Genomic DNA, 25,230 nt, shown 5'->3' with positions numbered 1-25,230 from the left:
ATATAATCATATCGTATGCAATTCAAAGGCGACATATCAGGTTTGGATGAGCTGGAACGGCAATTGGAGGATGCCTATTTAGACCGTTTGGCTGATGCCGGAGAGAAAGCCGTGCAAGAAGCCATAGTGAGGGGTAATTACCAGAATATCACGGGTAATTTGCGCAGTTCCATTGGCTATGTAATAGCTTACAATGGGCAGATACTACGTGAAGGTGGCTTCTACAAGATACAGGGAAGAGGCGAAAACATGCAGAAGGTGGAGTTTACCACCAAGGCAGGTAAGCATGTCTCCTTTTGGGCTAAAGGTAAGTACGGGGATGGTTCGGAGGGAAGCCGCAAAGGTTTAGAGTTTGCCCGTTCACGAATAAGAGGAACTATGGGATATGCGTTTATCCTTGTAGCCGGAATGGAATATGCAAGCTATGTTTCCTCCAAGGGATATGATGTGATTGATACCGGAACTTTATTATTATGGGAATTAATAGGTAAATGATATATGGCAGGAATAATTACGGATGTATCATCTGACATACAGAAGCTTCAAAAGTTAAAAGCGGAGATAGAGAATGTCAAGAAGGCGTTAGGAAGTGTCAATGTAAAAGTAGACATTGACATTGCCAAAGAAATGGAAGCGCAATTGAAATCCCTCATGGGGCAATACGACGCTTTGGTAAGGAAAGTTTCGGAAGCGGAAGGGAAAATAATGATTTCCACCAAGCGAATAAACGATGCTTCGGAGAAAATTATCAAGGCACAGGAACAACTTTCAAAAACAGCAGGAGTGAACAACTCCCAACCAAGTAGCGGGAATGCTAATACAACAGCTAATAATGCGGAAACAGCAAGCGTACAGGCACAGGCTAAGGCGTATGATGAATTGGAGGCGGAGATTGATGTGGTCGTGGGAACCCGTATGCAAAATATCAAACGCTTAATCGAAGAACAAAATGCAATCCGATTACTTAACGCAGAAATAAAAAAAATTACTAAATCACAGGGGGAATCTTCTAGCCTTTCGTCTGCTCAACAACGGAGATTGGAGCAGTTAAATAATTCTTTGCTTACTCATAAAACTGCACTTGCCGAAGTAAGACAAAGTTTGAATGCTAACGCTAAGTTAGATAATGTTGCTGCCACTTCTATGGATGCTCTTTCTCAATCTTTAGGTAGGATGAGGGCTGCCTATAGAGCATTAACGGAAAGTGAACGAACATCTCCATTTGGGAAAGATTTATTAGCTTCTATCAACCAAGCTGATGCCAAAATCAAAGCGTTGGATGCTACGATAGGAAACCATCAAAGAAATGTCGGCAATTATGCAAGCGGTTGGAATGGACTAAGCATGTCTATCCAACAAATAGGTCGTGAACTTCCTTCTTTGGCGGTTGGTTGGAATACTTTCTTTCTAGCTATTTCGAACAATCTGCCAATTCTTGCTGATGAAATAAAGAGGGCTAGAATTCAGTTTGAAGCTTTGAAAAAGAGTGGACAGACGGCTACCCCTGTTTGGAAACAAGTTGTTTCTTCTATCGTTAGTTGGCAAACAGCTTTGACTGTGGGCATTACTCTTTTAACTCTTTATGGTGATAAACTTGTAAAATGGGGAAAAGATGTATTGATAGGAGAAAGCGCAACAGAGAAGTTGAAAAAGCAAATGATTGAACTTAATGCAATAGAAAAGGATGCTTATGCAATTCAAATAAGAACAAGGAGTGAATTAAATAATACAATTTCTTCGATTAAAGCATTTAATGGCACTAAAGAACAGGAAAAGAGAAAAGTTGATGAACTTAATAGTAAATATGGAGCAATTTTTGGTACGTATAATACTTTAGCGCAATGGTATGATGTTTTGATTAATAAGGGAAATAATTATATTAACTCTTTATTCGCCCAAGCTAAAGCGCAGTCATATATACAAAAAGCTATTGAAGCAGATCAGAAATTGAGAGATATTAAAGCAAAAGGACAGGAAGAATATACCCCATTTTTTGGAGCAGGTGGTAAATTGTACCAATTTTTCGGTGGAAGTAATAAAAACCAATATGGTAGTAATCCTGCTGAACTTGCTTATAATGAAGCTTTGAATTTGGTGGAAAAGGAAAGAGAAGATGCTATAAAAAATGCAGAAGCATTATATGCTCAATATTTGAAAGAAATAAAAAATAACAATTTGTCTGATTATCGAAATTTGTTTATAGATGGCTCTAAAGAATCCAAAGATCAACAAAAAATAGTCGAAGAACTGTTATCCCTTCGTCGTCAAAACCAGCAAGCTGAGATAGACCTTATGAAAGAAGGTACAGAGAAAAAATTGAAACAGATTGACCTTGACTATCAAAAGGAGTTGGATGCCATTAAGAAACAGAAAGCAGACTGGGAGGCATCCCAAGGTGGCAAACTAACAGACGAACAAAATAATCTATTAGGAATTCGAGCCTCTAATGCTGCGATAAAGAGAGAAAAAGGTATAACAAATACCAAGAATGAGCAATTAGAGAATGACAGAAAGGCATGGCAAGAATATTTCATAGAGTTTGGTAATTATCAAGAAAAACGTAAAAATCTTATTCAAAAATATGATGATGAGCTAGCCAAACTTCAAGTAGACAGCCCTGAATTTGCATTAAAAGCAGCCGAGAAAAATCAAGTCTTGGAACAGTTGGATGAACAGTACGGGAAATCCACTAAATCTATGGCTGATTTATTTGAAGATGCAAGCGAAAAAAGCGTTTCGGCAATTCAGGACATTATTGATAAATATGAACTGTTAATCAAGTATATGTCTGGAACTGATAAAACAGTTTCTTTTGAAGATTTAAAGACAGTTGGTTTTACAGATAGAGACCTTAAAAATCTTGAGAATGGCACTATCAGCATCAAGGATGTAACGGATGCAATAAAGAGATTAAAAGAAGAAGTTGCCGGTAAATCACCCTGGTTATCCTTCTTCTCTGATATGAAAAAGGGGATAGATGATATAAAAAATGCTAGTGGTGATACAAAGAAACTTGGTCAAGGTATATCAACAATAGGTAATGCAATAACTGAATTTTCTCCTGCTGTCAAACAGTTTGGTAGTGATATTGCTTCTATATTCGGGGAAGAACTGAGTGATGAAGTAAACAATGTTATTGATGGTATTTCTGGACTTGGGCAAACTGCAGTAGGAGTCGGGCAAATAATGTCTGGAGATATTGCAGGAGGAGCCATGAGTGCTGTAAGTGGTATTTCTCAACTCGTCAATGCGATGGGAAATTTGTTTGGTCCCAATGGAACTGCTTACTATGAAAGTGTAAAGGAACAGTTAGAAGCTATAAATGAGGTTTATGACCGTATCATAGAGAAAAGCAAGGAAGATATTGTTTTCGGTGGTGGTTTTGCATCTGTGCAATCTGCTACTCAAGCGTTAGATAACTACGAAAAGAAGCTCGTTAATCTCCAAAAGATTGCAGATGCTTCCGGACGTGCTGGAGCAAGCTGGAATTCTCATAGTGCAGAGTGGCATTCAAATAAAAATGTAGGCGCTGACAATTTTGCTCAGATGTCTGATATTTTAGGCAAGTCAATTCAGTCCATGGATGACCTTTATTATCTTTCTGGAAATGAGTTATACTTGATTCAATCACAAATGCCGGAGGCGTGGAGTAAAATAGATGACCGCATAAAAGAAAATCTTCAAAGCATTATTGATTGCAAGGATGAAGCAGAAGAATTAAAAGATTCGCTCAATGAGGCAATGACAGGGGTTGATTTTGATTCTTTTTATAATGGATTTATCAACCAACTTTCTGATATGGATACTTCTTTTGAGGATATGTGCGATAACTTTGAAGAGTATTTGCGCAAATCAATCATTGCGGGGATAGTTGCTAGTCAATATCAGGATAGGATAAAGGCTCTTTATACTCAATGGAGTGATGCTGCAAAAAGTGGGAATCAGATTACGGCAGATGAGTCAGATGCATTAAGAAATCAATATCAACAAATCATTGAGGATATGATGTATGACAGAGAGGAGATGGCTAAGACCTTTGGTTGGGATACTTCTTCCTCTTCCCAAGAATCATCAAGTAAAGGCTTTGCCACTGCTTCCCAAGATTCTATAGACGAACTTAACGGACGTTTCACTGCTTTACAAATAGCCGGAGAAGAAATCAAGAATCAGAATCAGCTCCAAACGATGTCTATTCTTGAACTGAAAGCGGAAATGATACCCATTATTGCCAACACTTCTGGAATAAAAGATATTGCCAGTGAAACACGGGATTTATTACGAATTTCTTATGAGGAATTGACTGGTATTCATGATGATACAACAAGTATGAACAAGTCTTTAAAGAACATTGAGTCAGATATTGCAGAGGTTAAACGGAATACTAACGGGTTATCAAGTAGGTAGTAAATATGAAAGGAGATTTATTAATAAACAACCGAGATGCTTTCCTTGTGTGGGGAGTAAACATGGGAGATGGCTTCATTGAAAGTCTGTATGCCCCTTTTCCGATGAAAGATGTTGTCGAAAACAAATCCCGTTTGCAGGACGGGAAGAGGGTTATAATCGGAGACAGAAAAATTGATGAACGTGACCTGACACTTACTTTTACTTTGATGGGAAATTCTCCTTCTGATTATATTGCCAAATATAAGTCATTTATGAATGAAATATCAAAAGGAGAGTTTACTATCAAGGTTCCAGCATTAGGTGAGGAAGTTTACCATTTATATTATATTCGTTCCAGTTCTTTTAGTTTTAATACAATGAGAACATTTTCCAAGATTTCGGTCAAATTGAATGAGCCAAATCCAGGAAACAGGGAATAAATTTACCACAATAATCAAATTGTGGTTTATAGGGTTGCCGGATTTTATGTTTTGATATTCCTATCTACGAACTTTGTAATATGGCAGAATTAGTAGACATCAAAGACATATCCGGCAAACTTCGTTTTTCGACTCCAATACTGGAGGGTTCGAAAAGGCGTTTTCTTCTGATGAAGGAGGACTACATAACTTTAAAGTTCTCACTTGCCGAACCTGTATATTTCCGTTTGGGTGATTATGTCGACAATGAGTTCGGTATTTTCGAGCTTGTAGACCTGTATAAGCCCACTTACAATACGAATAATGGAGCCTATGATTATGAGCTTCGCCTTGATGCCTATTACTGGAAATGGAAGAACAAGAAGTTTTTCTATACCCCGGAGAGTACCGGACGTGAGGCTGGATGGAATCTTACCGCTACGCTTGATGTCCATCTGAATGTCTTTCTTGACAACTTGAAATCACTTAATTACAAGTTTAGAGAAGAAGATTTTACATACGAGATTGATGAAACGGTAGCGAATACTTCCAAGCTTGTCTCTTACGACAATGTGAACCTTATCGACGCGCTCACGCAGATGGCGGAGACTTGGGAGTGTGAATGGTGGATAACCGACCATGTTATTCACTTTGGACGTTGCGAATATGGTGACCCTGTAGATTTCAAGGCCGGTAGTTTGACAGATACCGAAAATGTGAATGTCAATTCCATGCAGAGGAGTGACAGCCAGACAACATATGCCACCCGCGTATATGCTTTCGGTTCCACTCGTAATATTCCTGCCAGCTATCTCAAAAGTCTGATATTCGATGTAAAAAAGGTAAAAGGGAGGGACATTTCAGATACGGCAAGGGTCTTGAAGAATGAATATTTTCCCATATCAACAAGGGAGGATGGCGGTATTTATCCCCAACTCCCGGATGGCATGTACTCATTCAACGCTAATGAATCCATAGCTTTAATATCGATTCGGAAAGAGGTTGAAGGTCCTTTGCCCGGAGGAAATTATCAGATAAAAATCAATTCTTTTTCGTACAGATTTCTGCCAGGAGACAGGACTGATGGAATCACGGATTTTGTAAAATTGGCAATATGGCTTACCTATAATGTTGATGGAGTAACCAATAGAGTTGATATCCTTTCCGAAGAGAAGAGTATCTCTCAAAGTCCGGCAGGGACCGCTCTTTATTTGGATATTCCGAACAAGACCGTAAACTTTACTTTGCCTGATAATGTTTCAGACATTGTCATTATATCGGAGGCAAGTACAAAGCGGGTCCGTAACACTGATTCCTACAATATAGGGATGTATGCAAATGATTACTCTCCTGCCAAGGCTTATTCTAATCAGATAATTGTAACTTTCATTTCGGGCAGTAATGAAGGGAAGACGTATCAGGCTGTATATAACCCTACTTTTATTGCAGAATCAGAAAGTGCGGTTATCCGTTTACCCGAAGGTGTGACCGCTTCTTTGGGTGACCGGTACACAATTGACAATATCATAAAAGGTAAGGTTCCCGACAATTATTTCAGCAAGGACGACAAGGAACTTACCTTGAACGGAGTTGTTCAAAAGCGTCTTACGTTACCGGATGGCATTCCCTATGTGGACGCCTATAGATATAGTCCCACGGGGGAACGCATAGATATCGGTGACGAACGTTATAATGACCCGGACAATGTTGAAATGCCCCAGGAGGAGGCGGTAGAAGGTATTGTCATATTTGAGGATGAATACCCCCGCTATACAGGTAGTGTGTCGAGTGTCACCCACGAAACAAGAGAAGAGGAGGATGAAGATGGCAATAAAACCGGGGATACATATCCCATTTATACTTTTAAGGATACTGGGTTAAAGAATTTCACGGAAGATTTCCGGTTAGATGGGCAAGAACTCCGTCTAATTTTCCAGACAGGTAAACTTGCAGGTCTTGATTTTGAGATACTCCTCAAAGAAAGTGATGACAGCGGTACAACTTTTGAGATTGTCCGCAATGAGGATTATGGCCGTTATTTACCGGACGATACCCTTTTCCCTCAAGCCAACCATATCGAAGACGGTGAGGAAGTTCCCGCAGACACGTACCTCCTTTATGGCTTTGACACGGCATTCATTTCCGAACAAATGTTACCGGATGCTAGACAGGAGTTGTATGAGACCACTCAAAAGTACGTGAAAAAATCCATGATTGACCCCTCCACCTATGATTGTGAGATGGACTCTGAATTTATCTACAATGACGGTGAGATAATTACCTATGAAGTCGGTGATAGGGTTAACTTGATAAATAAGGCGTATTTTCCCGAAGGACGACAGTCCCGTATCATAGGCTTTGAGTGGCAATTGGATATTCCCTACGACCATCCCGTTTATACTGTCGGTGAGACGGCAGCCTATTCCCGTATCGGCGAGATAGAGGAAAAATTGGATTCTCTTACCTATAAGGGGCAAACCTATTCCGGCTCTACTGTTGGAGGCGGTGGGTCCAGCATCTATGTGATAGGAGTAAATGACAAGACGCTTCCTTCCGATAGGAACGTATTTTCATCAAAGAAATCGCTCGCAACATTTTTGAATAAGACCCAAGAGGAAACGATGGATTTTCTTATTCGGTTGTTAGGCGGTGTCATAACCGATAATATTCAGTCCCAGAATTTCATATCTGGCGCACTTGGCACTGGTTTTCTAGTAAAACGTGACCCGAAGACCGGTCGCTCTTATGCCGAGTTCGATGAAATATATGTGCGTCTGAAAGCGGTGTTCGATTCTTTGACTGTAAAGGAGCTTCAATCGGTTGGTGGCTCCATACTTCTTACCCTTGCCAGTATTGAATGTACCAAGGTTGAACGTATAAGCCGTGCCGCAGTTTATGATTCTAGCGGTGCACGCCTCTACGACTCAACCGGTGCGGCTTTGTATTCTCCTATTGAAACCGGTGGTATTTACCGTTGTTATTTTACAGTTGATGATGGGGAGAAAGCCATTATTAACCAGTTTGTGGCCGGAGACATGGCACAATGCCGACAATTCAACATCAAGTCGGGAATATATGAGAACGTATCCAACCGTTATTATTGGCGGTATGTCCTGGCTGTGGGTGAGAATTACATAGACCTGTCAGTGGATGACTGTGAAGACGGTAGTGATATCCCGCAAGCCGGTGACAAGATAATCCAATTGGGGAACCGTACAGACCCGGCACGCCAGAATGCAATTCTTTTGTCTGCATATGGACTTACAGCTCCGACTATTCAAATGCTGCAAGGAATTGATTCTTATACGTTGGATGGAAGGGCTGTCAAGGAAGAAGGCTTCGACCAAGAGACGCAACAGTTCTATTCGAAGAATTATGGTCGTAGTTATGTAGGAGACCGGGAACGAAAGGAATATATTGAGTATGTTCCAGGAAGCGGACTAGAAGCTCATTGTGCAGTGGTGGGAATCTCCGACGATGGGCAATCAGTATATGAATTATTGCCTGATGGAACAAGTTTCTTTGGGAAAACCGATCCGGATACGGGTAAAAAAACAGGTGTTGTGCAAGGTGTGGATTGTCTTGTTGGAGGAGTAAAGCGTACAGGAATATTTGCTTTGGTAGATGATGAAGTAGTTTTTGAATTAGACCCTGTTAGTAAGCAATATAAATTTACCGGAGAAATCTATTCAGATAAAGGTAAGTTGGGTGGTTTTAATGTCGGCAGTTTTTCACTAGAGAATAAAGATGGACAAGATGCTTTAATAAGAATTATCAATGATAGCCTTAAAACAGTTGCAGCTTTGGGAAATACTATTCCTGGTATTTCAGGTTTTGGATGTGGTTCTTATTTTGAAGCAAGCAATACAGGAAGACTCGCAGACAACAGAGCCGTCATAATAAGGGCCAGCGGCAGTACGGATGAATTCTGGGGTGGTGGGAAAAGGAATTTATGTATTGACGCTTTTGGTGGTTGCGATTGGAGAATGGCGCATGATGATTATTGGCGTATGCCTGGAGTTTTGTTTGGAACAAGAATAACGGTAACGTCTTCCGGTACCCCTTCAATCGGTATATCTTGGGGTAATGGTATTGATCTTTTTGCTAAAAAAGTTGATGTGGATAAAACCAGTAAAATATTCACTTTTACCCACAACTTGGGACATACTCGATATTTTACTTTCATAACTCCAAGTGGACAACGTGCAGCAGGTGATAATGACCCGTGTACCCCTTCGGTTGATAATATAGCAGATAACAGTTTTAATATCAGTTTCTGGGGAAATGGCAATTATGAGAGAGTGTATCCTCTATATTTTGATATGATTATAGTTGGGGTTCCCACAAGTACAAGTAATTAATAATATATTCTATATGGCAGAAGATACAAAAACATTAAGACATACAGCGGAGGAAATAGATGATGCTGTAGACAAGCTTCCAATGGATGGTGATGCTGCGGGTATCTATAAGTCTGCATTGGCTTTCAGTACCATTGTGAACGATAGTAATGTGACCCAAGAGCAATTAACGGAAATGGCTTCTATTTCTGATGCTTGGGAATCAGGGAAGATGGTTTACGCTTTAGATAAAAAAGGCGGTTATTATAATCTTGGTGTGTTGAATATCCAGTTATCGGATGATAACTCCAAATGTTTGTTTATTGCACTGGACCAATCCGGGGTATTGTGCTATTATTCTTGTAACCCTTCTTCCGGTGTTGCAGGTAAATGGTCTGTGGCTCCGGTAGGAAAGGATTTGTTCGCATTGATAGAGCATACCCATACAGCGAGTGATATATCAGAGGTAACGGATAAACGTTTCATGACAGATGCTCAAAAGACCAAGTTGGACGGTATAGATATGTCCCAATACGCCAAGTCAGACTTATCTAATGCCATGACGGTAAGTTTATCTAAAAATGGTTATGCCAAGTTTAACAACGGTTTATTAATTCAATGGGGTACTAACACAAGTTCAGGTCAATATCGTACGGTTTACTTTCCTACCTCTTTTTACGATTTAAATTATTCTGTGGTGTCCGAGGTCCAGGCACAGACAGATGTAAAGACGGTTGCAAGTACCACAACCGATACTTATACAAAATCTTCATTCAGAGTGATAGGTGCATTTATTCAGGCTAGTATGACATTTGGCTACCCAGGTGAACCGATTAGATGGTTTGCAATCGGTCGTTGGAAATAATAAGGAGGAATATGAAATGGAACAGAAGATGTATTGGAAAGATGGTTTCTACGATTACAATGTAGAAGGCGGGGTAGAGATATCCGTAGAATACTGGCGGGAGTTACTTGACGGTCAGTCTTCGGGAAAGGACATCATGGAGAATGAAAGCGGTTATCCGGTATTGGTCGAGCATGAATATACGCTTGATGAGTTGAAGGAAATGAAGATAGCGGAAATTAATGCTTATGACAAGTCAGATGCAGTCAATTCATTCACTCTTTCTGGGAAACAGATATGGTTGGATAAAGAGACCCGTGTAGGTTTGGTTAATTCAATCAATATTGAGAAGTCTTCCGGCAGGTTGCAAACGGTCTTATGGTACAATGCGGAGAAGTACACGATACCCGTTGATTCGGCTTTGCAGATGCTCAACCAGCTTGAATTGTATGCTCTTGACTGTTACAATGTAACCCAGTCCCATATCGCGTCCGTCAAGGGGTTGCTGACGAAGGAAGAGGTGAATTCCTATAATTATAACACGGGTTATCCGGAACAGCTCAATTTCGTGCTATAAATTTAAAATCAGATAAAGCTATGATTCTATTAGTATTATTGTCATTCGTTCTCATTGCAGGTTATGTCTTTGCCATGATAAAAAAAGGCAGGGAAATCCCTTATTCCATCAGTGATACCTACTATGCGTTGACCCACAAGTTTTGGTTCGGGTTGTGTACGATTGGTTCCAGTCTTCTGCTTCTTCCGAGTGCATTTGGAGAAAGCACAGAGAACAGCCGTTTCCTTGTATTCATTGCTTTCATTGTGATGATAGTGTTAGGTGTGTCTCCCAACTTCAAGGTTGAGGACAAGACACCGCATATAGTCGGCGCCTGTATTGCCTTAATCTTCTCTCAAATATGGGTTGGTTGTAATTCTTGGTACTGGCTTCTGTTGTGGGGCGGATTCATCGCATACATGGTTATTTCCATGAAGAAGTACTGGACAGGCAATTTTATCTCCGACTTCATCAAACAGAAGCCGATGTTTTGGATAGAAGTGACTTCGTTGTTAACCGTTTATTTGACTTGTGTCGTATGAAAGAGGCAATAGTACATACCACAACGGGTGGATTTGCAACAATCGCGAGTGCCTTTGTTGTCGAATCATTGCAAAACATGATTCCCTGGCTGATTGTCTCATGTGCGGTAATCCTTTGTGATCTTGCCTTTGGAATGCGGAAGAGCATGCTAATGGGCGAAAAGGTAAGATTCTCCCGTGCAATCCGTGCGACTATGGGAAAGATGGTGACTTATTTTGCTTTTGTGTGTATGGTCTGTATGATTACCGTGGCGAGCCATAGTGAATATCCTATAGATGTCTATTCCTGTTTATTGGTATGTTTCATAGAAGGATGTTCAATAGTCGGTAATATACTTAAACCTAAAGGAATTAATATCAATCTTATCGGTGTATTGGGCGTATTTGGGAAGAAGGTGTTTAAGGTTGACAAGGAAGATGTGAAGGATATAATCGAGAAGGGAGATGTACATGAGTTGGATAAATGAAAGTAACCGTCCCAAGCACCTGCTTTATGCCATCCCTGCAGGCGCGTTATTTACCATCCTGTTTGTTGCGGGATTGGCTGCGGGCATGGAGTTTAAGGATAAGCAATGTGGCGGCAAATGGGACTGGCTTGATATTGCCGCCACATTGATAGGCGGTCTTATCGGACAGGTGATTCAGGTTGTAGTATTAACATTGATTTTATAGGAGGAATAATATGAAATTAAGAGTAGAAAGACTTTGGAAAAAAGAAAGATACACTGTCGGTCGTTTGTATGTCAATGATAAAATGTTTTCCAATACACTGGAAGACAAAGTACGTGATTTACCGTCAGAAGAGAAAATTCCAGGTGAAACAGCCATTCCGGCAGGAACATATAAGGTCATTTATAATTGGTCTCCCAAGTTTGGACGTAATCTTCCGCGTTTACTCAATGTCCCGTACTTTGATGGTATATTGATTCATCCGGGAAATACCGCTGCTGATAGCGCCGGTTGTATTCTGGTTGGGAAAAATACGGAAGTCGGCCGTCTCACAGAATCCCGTTATACGTCAGACCGTTTGAATGTTTTAATTGAAGATGCCCAAAGAAAGGGTGAGGACATAACAATAGAAATTATCGATTAATATTCAGGAGGAGCGATTATGTCAGATTTGCAATTTATAAAGATAGGAAATCAAAACCTCTATGCCGCCGAGGTAGTGGTTAACGGAAACTTCAATATCCGTCTTGAACGTGTGGGCAGTTCGGGTGTCAGAATCTATCAAAAGACAGGTAGTGAAACCGAAGAGATGGATGAGCAAACGGCCGAAGAACGAGGTTTTGACAATGTTTTCATCCCAGGTAATATCCGTTTTTATTCGGGAAAGATTTTTGATTACGATTTCGATGGCTTGGTTTTCCCCAAGATCATCCGTATCGAAAGCCAGTCGGAAGTGTTGAGTGGGACCGTAACAGAATCCGGCAATGAGGCTTAATCGAATATCACTAAACACAATAAGTCTTAACCGTATCGGTTTGAACCGAATCGGTTTCCCCTCTCGTGGTTCTTCCTCCTCTTCCGAACGTCCCTACATCGACCCGGAAGTTCTGGCGTCCTTGAAAGCGGTTTGTATCTGCTACGGCAAGAGCAATGATGATGAAGACCGGGCTATCATTAAGAATCTGGTAGACCCGGACAATCCGTTTATTTGCAGTAATTTCTCTTGGAAATTAAATAGTGGTTATGGAAAATACGATTATGATTATAGTAATGTCAGCGATTTTTTTATAGATAAAAATGTAGCAAAAGCAATATCCGATCATAAAGTTGAGATATTTTCGGCTAAGACAAGTGTTTCTTTTAGTTATAAATCTCCTATTTATAAAGGTAAGATTAAAATAACAGGTGTAACAAAGGCCATAGCTAATAACGAAATAAGATATTTTTCAATATATCCTAATACTAGCACTGATGAGAGGATCTATATATATGAAGACGGAATATATAATATAGACATTGAGGGAATCGAAGGAGGAGCTACTAGTGTCTATTTCTTTGCTTTATCAAATGGAAATACTCAAATAAATCTTAGTAGTAATATCTACGTAGAACAAGTGCCTTCCTATCAAGGTGCATTAGTCACAGACGGGCAAGACGACATTATTAGGTCTACTAAAACAGTCGAAGAAATGCTGGAAGGTAGTACCGAATGTACTGTTGTCAGTATGGTCGTAAATCTTGATAGTAGACTTAGTATTTCTTCTAACGTGCTAGGCTCTAGGTCTTTGAGAAATCAAATATCAGCAAATAAAGAAGATAAGTATGGTATATTCGGCTATACTTCTAGTGATATCAATAGCGTAGGAAACATTTCTCTAATAAATAATATCCTTGGGGATAAGGAAGACTATATCGCCAGTTATCCGAATGCCGGTGGTGTTCAGGATTATTTTTTTATAGATGGATATCTAACGACTGATGATTCTCCAAGTGATTGTAGAATGAAAGCTATTTTTGGAATACTTATCTCCAACAAAGTCTTGACTAGCGACCAAATCAACCAAGCAATCGCCTATTTCAACTTGGACAGATGTGTTGGTCCTCTCATGTACCTTAACACAATCAAACAGGGTATTACAAACGAGAACCACGCATCATTCAACGATGAGCTGACTGACTTCTCCGGTAATGGGCATAATTTGAAAATTTACAACACTGCGTGGAACAAAGAGAGCGGTATTAATGATGATGGTGCATGGATAACTGACGGAGTTAGCGACTACGGAAAGGTTGATAACCTTCCCATTCTGAAAGATTATACGGTTTTTGCCGGAAGAGAGGTAATAGATAACGATATTCAGAATGCAGATGGGGGTGTAGCTACTAGGGGTGCTAATACTGATGGTGGGGCTTTTTGTTTTGATTATAAAAACCAAGCAGTCTCTTTTGGGGGATTTACAGATAAAGAGATAGATGTTAATAGTACCATTAGTTATCAGTCTAAATATGTTAATAATGGAATCGCTATTGAGGCAGGAACTATAACAGATGCCAATCCTTTGCTTATAGCTAAGTTAGGTACTTCAAACGAAAGATACAGTAAGATAGCCTTATCGTCCTTCTTGCTCTTCCCTTACTCTCTTTCCGAGTTTTTATTGGAACGTCAGCTAAAGAGATACAAGATAGGCACTCTGTATCCTGGCATGGTAGAATTCAGACCGATTGTTAAGAGTAATGCTGAATATCAAAAGATTGTTTATTATGATGCAAATTGGAATGTAATAAACGTAGGGGATTATGTATCAATAGGTAGTGATATTAAAGCAAATATATACTTAAATGATTTTGATGAACTGTTAGATGTACAATCTAATTCCTTTAATGATATTGAATTTAAATATGCAACAGGTAATATATATAATATAATATTTAAAGGTATAACTAAGTCACCACAGCGGATTTCTGTAATATTAGATTTATACACTGTACAAGACTTGCTGGACAAGGGCTATGCAATCATCGAGACAAGAAATTCCCGAAATATCCTACGAATCAAACAGGCAAGGGAGGATAAAACTCTTCCCCGTATATCAGACTGGGACACATGGATTATTGACAAAGGCTATGTCCCCAGTTTTGAAGGTCTGGATGCTACCTCTGACACATGGTCTTATCTGTTATCTTTGATAAAGGATTACACTTACATAGGTTCAAGTGTATGGTATGGAGGAGGGGAAGCCCATGGAGCATTTAGGCAGGCTGTCGGCCTTAACGGCTTGAATGTAGAGATTAATATTGATTTACATGATGAGCGCTATTTGAATCTTCAAGGTGCATTTTATCAATGTACGGCCAGCTACGTGACCCTTAATCTCAAAGGAGAGGGCAATATTTCTGTTATGCAGAGTTGCTTTGCCGGAACGCCTAATTTGTCCAAAGTGGTCCTTAATCCTATTGATAATCCTGATTTGGTAATCTATCCACAAGATAACAGCGCTATCCTGGATTGGTGTAATTGTGTCGATGGTGACCCGTTGCCCAGTACTGGATTCCGGTTAACACGTAATTGCGCTTATTGTTATCAGAATACCCCGGTTGAGACTATCAATGTAGTTTGGGATGATGTTAATATTCTTCTTTTTGCATTTAAGAACTGTTCCAACTTGGTAAATGTGACTAATGAAATACCTATATCATCAGACGCAACGGAAGTGCCTGTTATTGATGCATTCACCAACTGTCCCAATCTAACCGATATCAGATTGAAGGGAATTGTCCGCGGAAATGAAGAGGCAGATTACACCTGGGATTTCTCCGGTTGTAGTAAACTAAGCAAGGAGAGCATTCAATATATGCTTGAGAATGCCAGGTCTAACGCTGACATAACAGGTATAATCAATTACAACGGTGCATGCAAATCTTATTTTGAAAATGGGGATATCAGTGAGGATATTGTTCAAACATTCATAGGCAAGAACTGGAAGATACAAATTGACGGGGTTGATTATCTGCCTTCTTATTTGACTTCCCTTTCCAATGTGACTTTGATTTCAAATGAAACATTAATTAAAAACGAATAATATGGAAAAGATATTTGACATAGCAAAAGATAGTGAACAATCGTGGGGTACAATAGCTCAAAGTATAGATGGAAATTTTGATAAGTTAGATAAAGCACAAATACAAACTGTCAGAACATACAATCTGTTCAATGCAGCAGCTATTCAAACTGGGAAATATGTTAATTCATATAACGGAAAACTTGACCCAGTAGAAGGATGGAGTTGCTCAGATTATATTCCAGTTAAAGAAAATACTAGTTATTATCTAGCTGGTACGGCTTCACTTACATCGGGAATTTCTTGGTTTGATTCTGATAAACAAGTCATTTCATTTTCTGGGGGTGTTAATATATATGATAAATCACATACATCTCCACCAAATGCTGCATTTGTGGTTTTTAATTTGGAAAAAAATAATAAAGGAAGTTCCGGTATAATATTTAGTGAAGGGGATGAACCTAGGGAATATATCCCATATTATGCTATTCCTCAAAATGCAATTGAAGGTTTAGACGAGGTTATAAATAGTGCAATATTTTTGTCTAAAAATAAAGAATATTTTAAAGTTTCATTTGAATACCCTAATATTAATATAGTACAAGGAGTAAACGAATTGAAAATGACACTTAATCGTTATGATGGTATCACTCCAAACTATAATGGGAATCCTATATTTAATTTATCCAGATGGATTTTTGCAGACAGTCAATACTCATGTGATGATGATGTAGCTCCCATGCATATACAGAATACGACAATTGGCGCTAATCATGCACAACCATGTGCAATAGGAACGATAGTAGACCACGGTAAATCCAATATAGATATTGGTACAGAATGGGTTCGTGAGGACGATGGTACAAAATATTATATAATGCGCATCGTTGATGAAGACCATATTGTTTTTTTGTCTGAAAATAAAGGAACTCCACAAAATCACAATTTTACTTTACTAAAGAGTGGAATATTAAAAAATGGTGATGACGAACTAAATGTCTCATCTGTTACTAATACTCAATTATGGGAAAGTGTTTTTAACATATCTCAAAAATTATATGCCGACGGCGAGGAAATACGTTCAGATGGTGAATATGTTAGTAGAGTATTAGATATCGTAGAGTCTTATGATGTAGTTAACACTGATGAAGTTTTGAATAATATTATATCACGAAAAGGACAGTCACAAGAAGCTGAATATATAAGTACTCCAATATGTCATATTGAAAACATATATAGGATATTACCCAATATGTCAATGATAATCATTGGGAATATTGTAGCCAAACAGAATTATACCTTTTCAAATTACATGTTTGCCCAATCGGCTAGGATTGGAAATCAACAAACTGACATCAAGTACTATATTCCAAATTCTTTAGAAATAAACGGATATAATTTTAACATTCCGACTTCTGTTGAATGGAATTCAGAATTACCGGCTTTTAATTTTAAGGAGGAATATTGGGCTAATAAACAAAATCCAGTTAATAGAGTTATACAAATCAGGGAGGACAATGTTGGATTTGCTATAGGTTTCTTACCAATAGGTAATGGTAACATATCGGAAAATACTTCCAATACATTCGAAATTCGCAATAATTCAGGTAAAGTGTATCCTCATCCTTTTGACAATAGTGCACTTGGTAAAACTATTAATGCCGGCGATATACGTAGTGCTATACTATATCGTTGTTTTTTTAAAGCCAACGAAGTACAAGGTCGAATATCACTTTATCACGTTTTATTTAATGATACAACATTTATTTTCGCGGATTATGACAAAAAAATGAGCGACCATATTGTTATATCTGATGAATTGAATGGTTTGTTTGTCACAGTTGTTGATTCTCAAAATGTAGTTCTACATACGCATATATACAATGGCGGAATATACGTATCTGCCGAGCGTGTGGATGGACAATCCTCCTATATAATTTTAAAAGTAGTAAGAAATAATGATTAAAATACTATTATGAAATACATAAAATTTCCCTCAGAAAGACTGAACGAGATACCGCAATAAGTACTTGTTGAATTGCACTTGGTCCCGCGAAAGAGCATTGACGGAACCCAGGTAATCATGAAAGTGGACAACTATGAGAAATTATTCCCTTCTGCTATGACATTACCGGAACTTGGAGAAGATACCCCGCATGAGCCTGTTTATCCTTATCCTGTTTATGAGGGTAGCGAGTTGGAAGTCTTGTTGAGTAGTCCCGAATGGACTGTTAGCGACAGTATCTTATGAAAATGCTACCTTGGATATTGGTTTGTCTGCTTGTCGGTTTGGTCGTGTGGATGCGTTGTAGTCCACACGAGCCTTCTCCGGCACTAGAGATAAGAACCGAGACGAAAATAAAGACGGTTGTCGATATTGAAACGTTATTCATCTCTCCTCCCATGGCTCCTTTGCTGCTGATTAAGCTAAAAGATACAATCAGAATAGGTGATACGGTGGTACAGCGTGAACAGGCTTACTATGAAGACAGCCTTTACCGGGCATGGGTGAGTGGATACCGTCCTAAACTCGACAGTTTGCAGGTGTTCCCACGAACAGTTTACCGGACTGTTACGAATAATATTTATCATACTGTCCCTTCAAAGAAGAAACGTTGGGGATTGGGTTTGCAGGCCGGTTACGGTTATCCCAGTGGTTTTTACGTAGGTGCAGGAGTAAGTTACAATCTGTTTATGTGGTAATTCCCGGCTACTATCTTCACAGACCGTTTCCGGTATGAAAAGTTTAAATTTCACTAATATAACAATTTCCAAAGGAAAAATGTTCATTCATACAAAAAGGAGGTAATATGGTAGATTAATTTCAGATTCTTTCCGGTGTGAGTAGAAGGCCGGTTATCATGATAAATGCAACTCTTTCGGGGGCAGAGTGAAAAGAACCCCCGACACTATAAAGTTGACGCCAATCGAACTTTTAAACATACAGAAGCATGTATCGCTGTGCCAGGGGTTCAAATATCCTTAACATTACGATACATGCTTTTGCTCTTTGATCTGTAAAATTCGATTGGCAAAGGCAAAAGTACAATAAAAAATTAAATTACCATGTGTAAGTCAGAGATTTTTACCGAAATACTTAATGCAGTTTCTTTGGAAACGGAAGTATCTGCCGATTCAATCCTTTCTTCAAGTAAGGTAACGGAAGTTGTTGATGCGCGTTCCATCGTCGTATATCTTCTTTCCGAATATGGTTTTTATCCTGAGCAAATAGCGCCCTTACTTCATAAGACTTCCGCTTGTATCCGTTATCTTGTATCTACTTTTGAAATGAGGAAAAGTCATAATAAAATGATGGCAATATATTTGCAAAATGTTTGCAAATTGCTTGAAAACAAGCTCTGATTTAGGCAGCACGTAATATATACTTTTGTATGACAATAATATTAATCATACAAAATTTAAATCTCATGGAAAAAACGTATGTTTTTAATGACCCTGGCAGCAATGGTGGCGGCAGCAAGTTCGACATCATGGCTATGTTGCCCAGTATGTTTGGCAGCAAGGGTGTTGACCCGGGTTTACTTGCCCTTTTGAATCAAGGCCGTAATAACCAGGATGCTTGGGGCGGCGGTGGCTGGTGGTTCATTTGGATTATCCTTTTGTGGTTCTGTTGGGGTGGCAATGGTTTCGGTAACCGCTTCGGTAACAATGGCGGTCTTCCAGCAGAACTGAATGGTGATGTAGGCCGTGAATATCTGATGTCTGCTATTCAAGGTAACGGTAACGCAATCAATCAGCTTGCCTCTTCTTTGAACTGTTCTACTCAACAGTTGCAGAATGCATTGTGTAATATCCAAGGTCTGATTTCCAATGTGGGTAATCAGGTTGGCATGTCTACCCAGCAAATTATCAATGCGTTCCAGAGCGGTAACCAGGCGGTTTTGACACAGTTAGCCGATTGTTGCTGCAAAACCCAGAATGCCATCACTACGATGGGTTATGAGAACCAGTTGGCAATGTGCAACCAGACAAATGCACTTGTGAACACAGCCAACCAGAACACATTGTCATTACGTGACGGTGCTACGGCTAACACAAATGCCATCCTTGCCAAACTGGATGCCATGCAGAATCAGGCATTGCAGGATAAGATTGCTGCTTTGACTGCCGAGAAATCGACTTTGCAGGCTGAAATCTCACAGCGTAATCAGAATGCAACTATCCTGAACACTTTCAGCCAGCAGATTGCTCCGTTGGCCGCAGGTTTGCAGGCTTTGCAGTCTGATGTAGATGGCATTAAATGTCGTATGCCACAAACCGTACCGGTTCAATACCCTAATATTGTTGGTGTAAATCTTGACACATACAGAGCTGCTGCTTTTGGCGCCTATGCCGGTGATGCTGCATACGGCCGTAGCGGTTACGGATGCGGTTGCAACAACTACTGGGGTTAATTCCAGTAAGAAAGGAGGTAATTATGTGGCCTAACTTTTTTACAGGATTTCCTTTTCCGTTTCCTTCCCTGGGTAGGGTAAATTACAACACTCTGCCTACCGTTCAGGTTACAGTCGGTACGGAGAATGTGACCTTGGAACTTCCGAATCATGCCTTTTACGGGCGTAATTATGTCGGAGGATTCTATGTCAATCTTCGTCAGGAAATACCGGCAGGCACAACAGCGACCCTTCCTATTTTAATAGGAACCAATGGTGACACCCGTCCATTGATGGCTTACAACAATGAACCGGTGCGTGTTGAGAACCTTGCCGGTCCGGGTATCTATGAAATCCACTACAACAAGTACACCAATGAACTGTATCTTGTAAATGGAGGATACCGTCCGACAACATCACCTGCTCCAACAGTGGAAACAGCAGCGGTTAAAAGCAAGTAACAAACACGGGCTACCGATTCCAGGTAGCCCTATTAAAAATCAATCATTATGTTTCAATCACTTCGTACTAATAACCAGTTGTATATACTTCATAAGGATGCCAATCCGTACATCGAATGCGGTCCTGTGGTCAGCGTTTCAGCTCCAAAGCCCAAATACCCTATGGCTACTCCTATGGGGCAAATGCCTCAAATGGAAATGGTTGTGGATATTGTGGTCTGCATCAACGGGCAGAACACCACATTTCAAAACCTTCCTGCCGGCATGGATATAGCCGATTTCGGGCAGAACGGCAATATTGTGGTATCGTGCTCACGTGACGCGATGAACAACGAGGTTGCATCCATGAAGCAGAAAAGCATAGACATCATTAACAGCATGGACTTTCATAATTCCGTCATAGCAGGGTGCGACAAGATGCTCACGCTTCTTAATCCTGAATTTGCGGAAAAGCAGCGTCAGGAACAAGAGATAGCCGCATTGAAAGGGCAAATGTCCGAGATGAGCAAGAACATGGCTGACCTTATGGCTTTAAATAAACAACTGATGGAACAACTCGGAATGTCTGAAACATCTAAAACTAAAAAATAATATGGGAATGTGGACAATCAGAGAAGAACATGACGGATATGGTCGTGACTTCGGAATGCGAGGTGGCAACGAATTGGAAGAAGCCTATAAGGAAGGTTGCCGCCATGGTTATGAAAAAGCCATACGTGAGATGCAAGGCGACGGCATGAATTTCCGCGACCGTAGCCGTTACGATGGTGATGGGATGAGCGAACGCCGTATGCCGGGTTATTTCCCGGAATATCCGATGTACGGGGATATGAGTGAACGCCGCCGCAGACGTGCCAATGGTGAATTCTATTAACCGTATGAGGGGAGAAATCCCCTCTTATTCTAATAAGGTAATTAATTATGAGACAAAGACTGGACATTTACGATAAAATGCCGCCGGCAATGGCTAATTATCTGTCACTATACGGCTGGCACTTTTCAAAAAAGATGTGCGAATGGGCTGTTTCCAAAATGGAAGTTGAAAACAAGACTTCCAAACAGAAAGAAAAGCTCGTACCTATCAAAAAGGAGGAAGTGGAGGAACTTCTGAAAAAGTATGGCATCAAACTTGAGAAAGACTCCGGATACGACTGTGTATATGTGGCTAATATGGCTAAAGCCGATTATTATAAGAGTTCGATTATGGATGAAGCCCATCTGGCATTGTTCATAAAGGATTACATAGACGACCCGGACGGGTATGAAGGATTGCCTTTTACTCGGTTCTATGCCGATTGCATTGGAAGCGGATGCCCGATAATGTGGGATGATGTACTCTGATGATTTATGATAGTACAGGAATTTTACATATCGAAATATGATTGGCGGGTAAGGGTGTATTATGCTGTAACAACCTATTGGACCAGTGAGATACTGTGTGAACTTCATCGTATCGGTTGCCGGGGTGATAAATTTCGCCAGGCTTACCGGAACCTTTCTTCCGGCAGGTTAAACACGGGTTTGACCTATTCAGACTTTGAGAACCGTGAAACAGTTATGGTGATTGCGCTAACTTCTTCGCCATCGGAATTCCAAAATTCATGGGACCATGAGAAAGGACACTTATGCCGCCATATCTCACAGGCGTTTAATATCGACCCATACGGTGAGGAGGCACAATACCTGTGTGGGGAGATAGGGCAAAGAATGTTTCCTATAGCAAAGAAATTTTTATGTGAACATTGCAGGAGAAATTTATGTGGAAAATATTAGAAGCCATATTAACAGGCAAAAGCCGGGAGGAAGTCTATAACATGCTTTCGCCCGAAGAAAAATCAAAACTCAATGAATTGGCTGCTTCCACCGGCATCAACAGGCAGCAGCGTAGACAGTTGGAGAGGTATGCAAAGAAAAGATTACATAGATGATTTGATAGACCAAGCCGACGATTTGTATCATTCTGATTTTTGTCGGCTTCTTCTGGTAATGCTATGGAACGCCTAGAGAGGTGGTTGTACAGTCTGATTCCTCTTGCGATTATTGCAAGGGTTATATCTTTGTGCTTGTCCCTGGCTATGTAGTCGGGGATTTTTGTTAAAAACTTCCGGAATAGTTAAAGTTTGACCTCTTAACGACAAATTTCAATTGTATTTTTGCAGTTTTGGTTGATTACTTTGTTTATTTGCAGAACAAATTCGCTATAAATTCTGTTTTTAGTATAACAGAAAGAGGTTAATATATATGAAAAAGTTTATAAAAGTAATCACTAAATCTATGCAAGGTTCCTTACTTCCGAAAAAAGCAAGTGAGGAACAGATTGTAAAAGAAATCAACGATTCCTTGAAAAAACTTGATTATTATGGCACAGACCATGATAAGAAGAACATGAAAGAAGATGTGTCTTCTTTTAATAGAGACTTTAATAAAGCAACTAGAGAAGCTAAAATTAAATTTGAACCTGCGCTATAATGGCAAAGAAAGCGGAACAAAAGTTTACTTTGCACTAAATTTAAAGGTGATATTGTGACTTAACGAGTGCAAAACATAGAAAAATAATCTGTTTTTTATTGCAATTTATCTTCTGTCTTTTGCAAATACAAATTAAATTCATACATTTGCAGCACATGATTATGCCTTTGGCTTACGTTTGTCCCCCTCTTGATAATGGGCATGCCTAACCAAAGGCCATTTTTTATTTTATGAAAACACGTCCAAATACATCATACACAGAAACCCCTATAAGAGTTGCCATATTAATTGATGGTGGGTATTTTATAAAACGCTATAATGCAATGTATAATAAGTCCGGCAAAAAGACAGCATTAACTATTGCTAATGATTTATATACTATATCTCATTCTCATGTAGGGAAAAACAATTATTTATATCGTATTTTTTATTATGATTGTGTACCATTTGCCAAAAAAATACATAATCCTATCTCTAGGAAATGTATCGACTACTCTAAAACAGAAGAAGCTATTCGTAGAAGTGAGTTAATAAACGAGCTTAAGAAAAAAAGGAAAGTTGCTTTGCGTCTAGGTAATATCAAGGAAAGTAAAAGATGGATTTTCTATGATAACACAATGAGAAAATTATTAAAGAAAGAAATTTCTCTTGATGACATTAATGAAGATGATGTATATTATGAATTGCGTCAAAAGGGAATTGATATGAAAATTGGTGTCGACATTGCTTCTTTATCTTTAAAAGGTTTTGTGGATAAGATTGTCCTTATTTCTGGAGATTCAGATTTCGTTCCTGCAGCAAAATTGGCTAGGCGTGAAGGGATTGACTTTGTTCTTGATCCTATGCATTGTGAGCATATCGAAAATGATCTATATGAACACATTGATGGATTAAAAAGCATACCTTTATATCATCAGAAAGATGCAAAAAAGAAATAGCTCCTTTCCATTTCTTTATAACTGCCTCTTTAAAATGGAATCCTCCCGGTATATCGAATATGCCGGGATTTTTTATACCTTTATTTTTAAATATGTTTTATAACATACAAATATTTGTAGTAAAAAACTTGGGTATTACAAATATTTGTACTATCTTTGTAACATCAAAAAGGAAATAAAGTAATAACAACTAAAACATAAAGATTATGAAAACTATAACAATTGAAGAAGTAGCAGCAATGAAGAGAGCGGATGTTAAGCGTTATAATGAAGAACGTACATATATCGGCAATGCGGCAGCCGACCAGAGAATAGATTACGTTCTTAACCTGTCAGATGAGGACTATATGAACATGTACAACGAGACAGCGAGAAAGGAAAACCGGAAAGCCGAAGCCGCTAAAGCGAGAAAAGCCGCTTTATCTGCTGAAAGAAAAGCTACAGGAAAGTCCAAGAAGGCATATAGAGAAGAGTATGACTTATTGATGGTTGAATATAAGAAAACCGGTAATTCCGAGCTTAAGAAAGCTGCTAAGGCGATTGCTAAGTTTGCATTTTAATTAAAAATAAAGATTATGGCGAGTTTTAGAAAAGTAAATTTCGCAATGAAAAGAGGTTGCGGCTACGGTCAATATTTCATTGAAGCACGTTATAGAGGTAAGAATTTAAAAATTCATACAACTAATTCTGAGGCATGGGATTGGATTAACGATGACAGCAATAAAGAAAAACACCAAGAAGCCAAGCGTTATTGCTATTACCAAATTGTAGATGCTTATAATAATTTATAATATATGGATAAAAGTAGTTATAGAGAAGTTCTTGGGCAAAAACTTAAAGAGTTTAGAGAATCCCGCAACCTGTCAAGGTATGCGGTAGCCCAAAAGGGGAAAATACGTGTTGAACAAGTGAAGGCTGTAGAGGAAGGTCTAACCAATTATACTATAGATGTATTCCTTGGATATATTGCCGGTTCAGACTTGTATATGTATTTTGCAGAGAGAGACAGCGAAAACAATCTCAAAGAATTAATTGACAAAATGTGATATGGAAGAAGAAAAGAAATACGACCACAATTCAGTAGACGAGTTGCTTATTTGGGCGAAAAACACGCTTGACAACAAGACGTATCCTGTTGGTGAGTTCCAACTGGATAAATGCGTTAAGATTCTCGATTGTGGGAAATACCTTGATTCGATGATTTCGGTGATAAGCCGTAACTGGGAGAACCCTACATTTTATCCGACTATAGACCAGTTGAGAGTGTTCAGGGAGAAAATAGAAAAGGCAGCGAAGTAGGCTGCCTTTTTTTGATTATGAGGAGTTCTATAAATTAAAATATTGTAGTACAGTTGTTTATATGGTTCCAAGAG

General features: G+C 39.2%; 29 protein-coding genes. All 29 read left to right on the top strand.

Annotated elements, in window-relative coordinates:
* Positions 1–15 precede the first annotated feature (15 nt).
* The 29 genes from Q5076_RS12525 to Q5076_RS12385 all read left to right on the top strand — a co-directional run bounded on the left by Q5076_RS12525 (position 16) and on the right by Q5076_RS12385 (position 25,156).
* Positions 16–495 (top strand): hypothetical protein, encoded by a 480-nt coding sequence (locus tag Q5076_RS12525; RefSeq protein WP_303013829.1) that lies wholly within the window; start codon positions 16–18, stop codon positions 493–495.
* Between the two features lie 3 nt (positions 496–498).
* A complete protein-coding gene (locus Q5076_RS12520) occupies positions 499–4,404 on the top strand; it encodes a hypothetical protein (RefSeq protein WP_303013827.1) in 3,906 nt (1,301 codons plus the stop codon).
* A 5-nt stretch (positions 4,405–4,409) separates the two neighbouring features.
* Positions 4,410–4,826, top strand: a complete 417-nt coding sequence (locus Q5076_RS12515; RefSeq protein WP_303013826.1) for a hypothetical protein — start codon at positions 4,410–4,412, stop codon at positions 4,824–4,826.
* Between the two features lie 80 nt (positions 4,827–4,906).
* Positions 4,907–9,166 carry a hypothetical protein gene (locus Q5076_RS12510; protein WP_303013824.1) on the top strand — a complete coding sequence of 1,420 codons (4,260 nt, stop codon included), beginning with the start codon at positions 4,907–4,909 and terminating at the stop codon, positions 9,164–9,166.
* 13 nt (positions 9,167–9,179) lie between these two features.
* Positions 9,180–10,010, top strand: a complete 831-nt coding sequence (locus tag Q5076_RS12505) for a hypothetical protein (protein ID WP_303013822.1) — start codon at positions 9,180–9,182, stop codon at positions 10,008–10,010.
* A gap of 16 nt (positions 10,011–10,026) precedes the next feature.
* Positions 10,027–10,566, top strand: a complete 540-nt coding sequence (locus Q5076_RS12500; protein WP_303013820.1) for a DUF4376 domain-containing protein — start codon at positions 10,027–10,029, stop codon at positions 10,564–10,566.
* 20 nt (positions 10,567–10,586) lie between these two features.
* A complete protein-coding gene (locus Q5076_RS12495) occupies positions 10,587–11,087 on the top strand; it encodes a hypothetical protein (RefSeq protein ID WP_303013818.1) in 501 nt (166 codons plus the stop codon).
* Positions 11,084–11,554, top strand: coding sequence for a phage holin family protein (locus Q5076_RS12490; RefSeq protein ID WP_303013817.1), 471 nt, complete (start codon positions 11,084–11,086; stop codon positions 11,552–11,554). Before Q5076_RS12495 ends, Q5076_RS12490 begins: the two co-directional genes overlap by 4 nt.
* Complete coding sequence (locus tag Q5076_RS12485) at positions 11,538–11,759, top strand: hypothetical protein (RefSeq protein WP_303013816.1); 222 nt, start codon at positions 11,538–11,540, stop codon at positions 11,757–11,759. Before Q5076_RS12490 ends, Q5076_RS12485 begins: the two co-directional genes overlap by 17 nt.
* Positions 11,760–11,769: 10 nt before the next feature.
* The gene (locus Q5076_RS12480) at positions 11,770–12,180 is read left to right on the top strand and encodes a DUF5675 family protein (RefSeq protein ID WP_303013815.1); all 411 of its coding nucleotides are present in this window, start codon (positions 11,770–11,772) and stop codon (positions 12,178–12,180) included.
* 18 nt (positions 12,181–12,198) lie between these two features.
* Positions 12,199–12,531 (top strand): hypothetical protein, encoded by a 333-nt coding sequence (locus Q5076_RS12475; RefSeq protein ID WP_303013814.1) that lies wholly within the window; start codon positions 12,199–12,201, stop codon positions 12,529–12,531.
* Positions 12,521–15,616 (top strand): hypothetical protein, encoded by a 3,096-nt coding sequence (locus Q5076_RS12470; protein ID WP_303013811.1) that lies wholly within the window; start codon positions 12,521–12,523, stop codon positions 15,614–15,616. Before Q5076_RS12475 ends, Q5076_RS12470 begins: the two co-directional genes overlap by 11 nt.
* A 1-nt stretch (position 15,617) precedes the next feature.
* Positions 15,618–17,561: a hypothetical protein gene (locus Q5076_RS12465; protein WP_303013808.1), complete on the top strand. Its 1,944-nt coding sequence runs from the start codon at positions 15,618–15,620 to the stop codon at positions 17,559–17,561.
* 117 nt (positions 17,562–17,678) lie between these two features.
* Positions 17,679–17,846 carry a hypothetical protein gene (locus Q5076_RS12460; RefSeq protein ID WP_303013805.1) on the top strand — a complete coding sequence of 56 codons (168 nt, stop codon included), beginning with the start codon at positions 17,679–17,681 and terminating at the stop codon, positions 17,844–17,846.
* Positions 17,843–18,298 (top strand): DUF6808 domain-containing protein, encoded by a 456-nt coding sequence (locus Q5076_RS12455; RefSeq protein ID WP_303013803.1) that lies wholly within the window; start codon positions 17,843–17,845, stop codon positions 18,296–18,298. Before Q5076_RS12460 ends, Q5076_RS12455 begins: the two co-directional genes overlap by 4 nt.
* 408 nt (positions 18,299–18,706) lie before the next feature.
* Positions 18,707–18,958 (top strand): hypothetical protein, encoded by a 252-nt coding sequence (locus tag Q5076_RS12450; protein WP_303013800.1) that lies wholly within the window; start codon positions 18,707–18,709, stop codon positions 18,956–18,958.
* 65 nt (positions 18,959–19,023) lie between these two features.
* The gene (locus tag Q5076_RS12445; protein ID WP_303013798.1) at positions 19,024–20,010 is read left to right on the top strand and encodes a hypothetical protein; all 987 of its coding nucleotides are present in this window, start codon (positions 19,024–19,026) and stop codon (positions 20,008–20,010) included.
* Positions 20,011–20,033: 23 nt separating this feature from the next.
* A complete protein-coding gene (locus Q5076_RS12440; RefSeq protein WP_303013796.1) occupies positions 20,034–20,450 on the top strand; it encodes a hypothetical protein in 417 nt (138 codons plus the stop codon).
* Between the two features lie 48 nt (positions 20,451–20,498).
* A complete protein-coding gene (locus Q5076_RS12435) occupies positions 20,499–21,041 on the top strand; it encodes a hypothetical protein (protein ID WP_303013793.1) in 543 nt (180 codons plus the stop codon).
* A 7-nt stretch (positions 21,042–21,048) separates the two neighbouring features.
* Entirely contained in the window at positions 21,049–21,324 is a 276-nt protein-coding gene (locus tag Q5076_RS12430; RefSeq protein WP_303013791.1) for a hypothetical protein, read from the top strand.
* A 47-nt stretch (positions 21,325–21,371) separates the two neighbouring features.
* Positions 21,372–21,791 carry a hypothetical protein gene (locus Q5076_RS12425; protein ID WP_303013788.1) on the top strand — a complete coding sequence of 140 codons (420 nt, stop codon included), beginning with the start codon at positions 21,372–21,374 and terminating at the stop codon, positions 21,789–21,791.
* Between the two features lie 6 nt (positions 21,792–21,797).
* Positions 21,798–22,223, top strand: a complete 426-nt coding sequence (locus tag Q5076_RS12420; protein WP_303013786.1) for a hypothetical protein — start codon at positions 21,798–21,800, stop codon at positions 22,221–22,223.
* Positions 22,208–22,378, top strand: a complete 171-nt coding sequence (locus tag Q5076_RS12415; RefSeq protein WP_303013783.1) for a hypothetical protein — start codon at positions 22,208–22,210, stop codon at positions 22,376–22,378. Before Q5076_RS12420 ends, Q5076_RS12415 begins: the two co-directional genes overlap by 16 nt.
* A 313-nt stretch (positions 22,379–22,691) precedes the next feature.
* Positions 22,692–22,919, top strand: coding sequence for a hypothetical protein (locus Q5076_RS12410; protein ID WP_303013780.1), 228 nt, complete (start codon positions 22,692–22,694; stop codon positions 22,917–22,919).
* A 230-nt stretch (positions 22,920–23,149) separates the two neighbouring features.
* The gene (locus tag Q5076_RS12405) at positions 23,150–23,857 is read left to right on the top strand and encodes an NYN domain-containing protein (protein ID WP_303013778.1); all 708 of its coding nucleotides are present in this window, start codon (positions 23,150–23,152) and stop codon (positions 23,855–23,857) included.
* Positions 23,858–24,063: 206 nt separating this feature from the next.
* A complete protein-coding gene (locus tag Q5076_RS12400) occupies positions 24,064–24,417 on the top strand; it encodes a hypothetical protein (RefSeq protein WP_303013775.1) in 354 nt (117 codons plus the stop codon).
* A gap of 15 nt (positions 24,418–24,432) precedes the next feature.
* A complete protein-coding gene (locus Q5076_RS12395) occupies positions 24,433–24,648 on the top strand; it encodes a hypothetical protein (protein WP_303013772.1) in 216 nt (71 codons plus the stop codon).
* A 3-nt stretch (positions 24,649–24,651) separates the two neighbouring features.
* On the top strand, positions 24,652–24,903 hold the full coding sequence (locus Q5076_RS12390; protein ID WP_303013770.1) for a RodZ family helix-turn-helix domain-containing protein: 252 nt from the start codon (positions 24,652–24,654) through the stop codon (positions 24,901–24,903).
* 1 nt (position 24,904) lies between these two features.
* Positions 24,905–25,156 (top strand): hypothetical protein, encoded by a 252-nt coding sequence (locus tag Q5076_RS12385; RefSeq protein ID WP_303013768.1) that lies wholly within the window; start codon positions 24,905–24,907, stop codon positions 25,154–25,156.
* Positions 25,157–25,230 lie beyond the last annotated feature (74 nt).

The sequence above is a fragment of the uncultured Bacteroides sp. genome (assembly GCF_958445495.1).
GTDB lineage: Bacteria > Bacteroidota > Bacteroidia > Bacteroidales > Bacteroidaceae > Bacteroides.
Note: the sequence above shows the minus strand (reverse complement) of the source record. Positions and strands in the feature narration are given on the sequence as shown.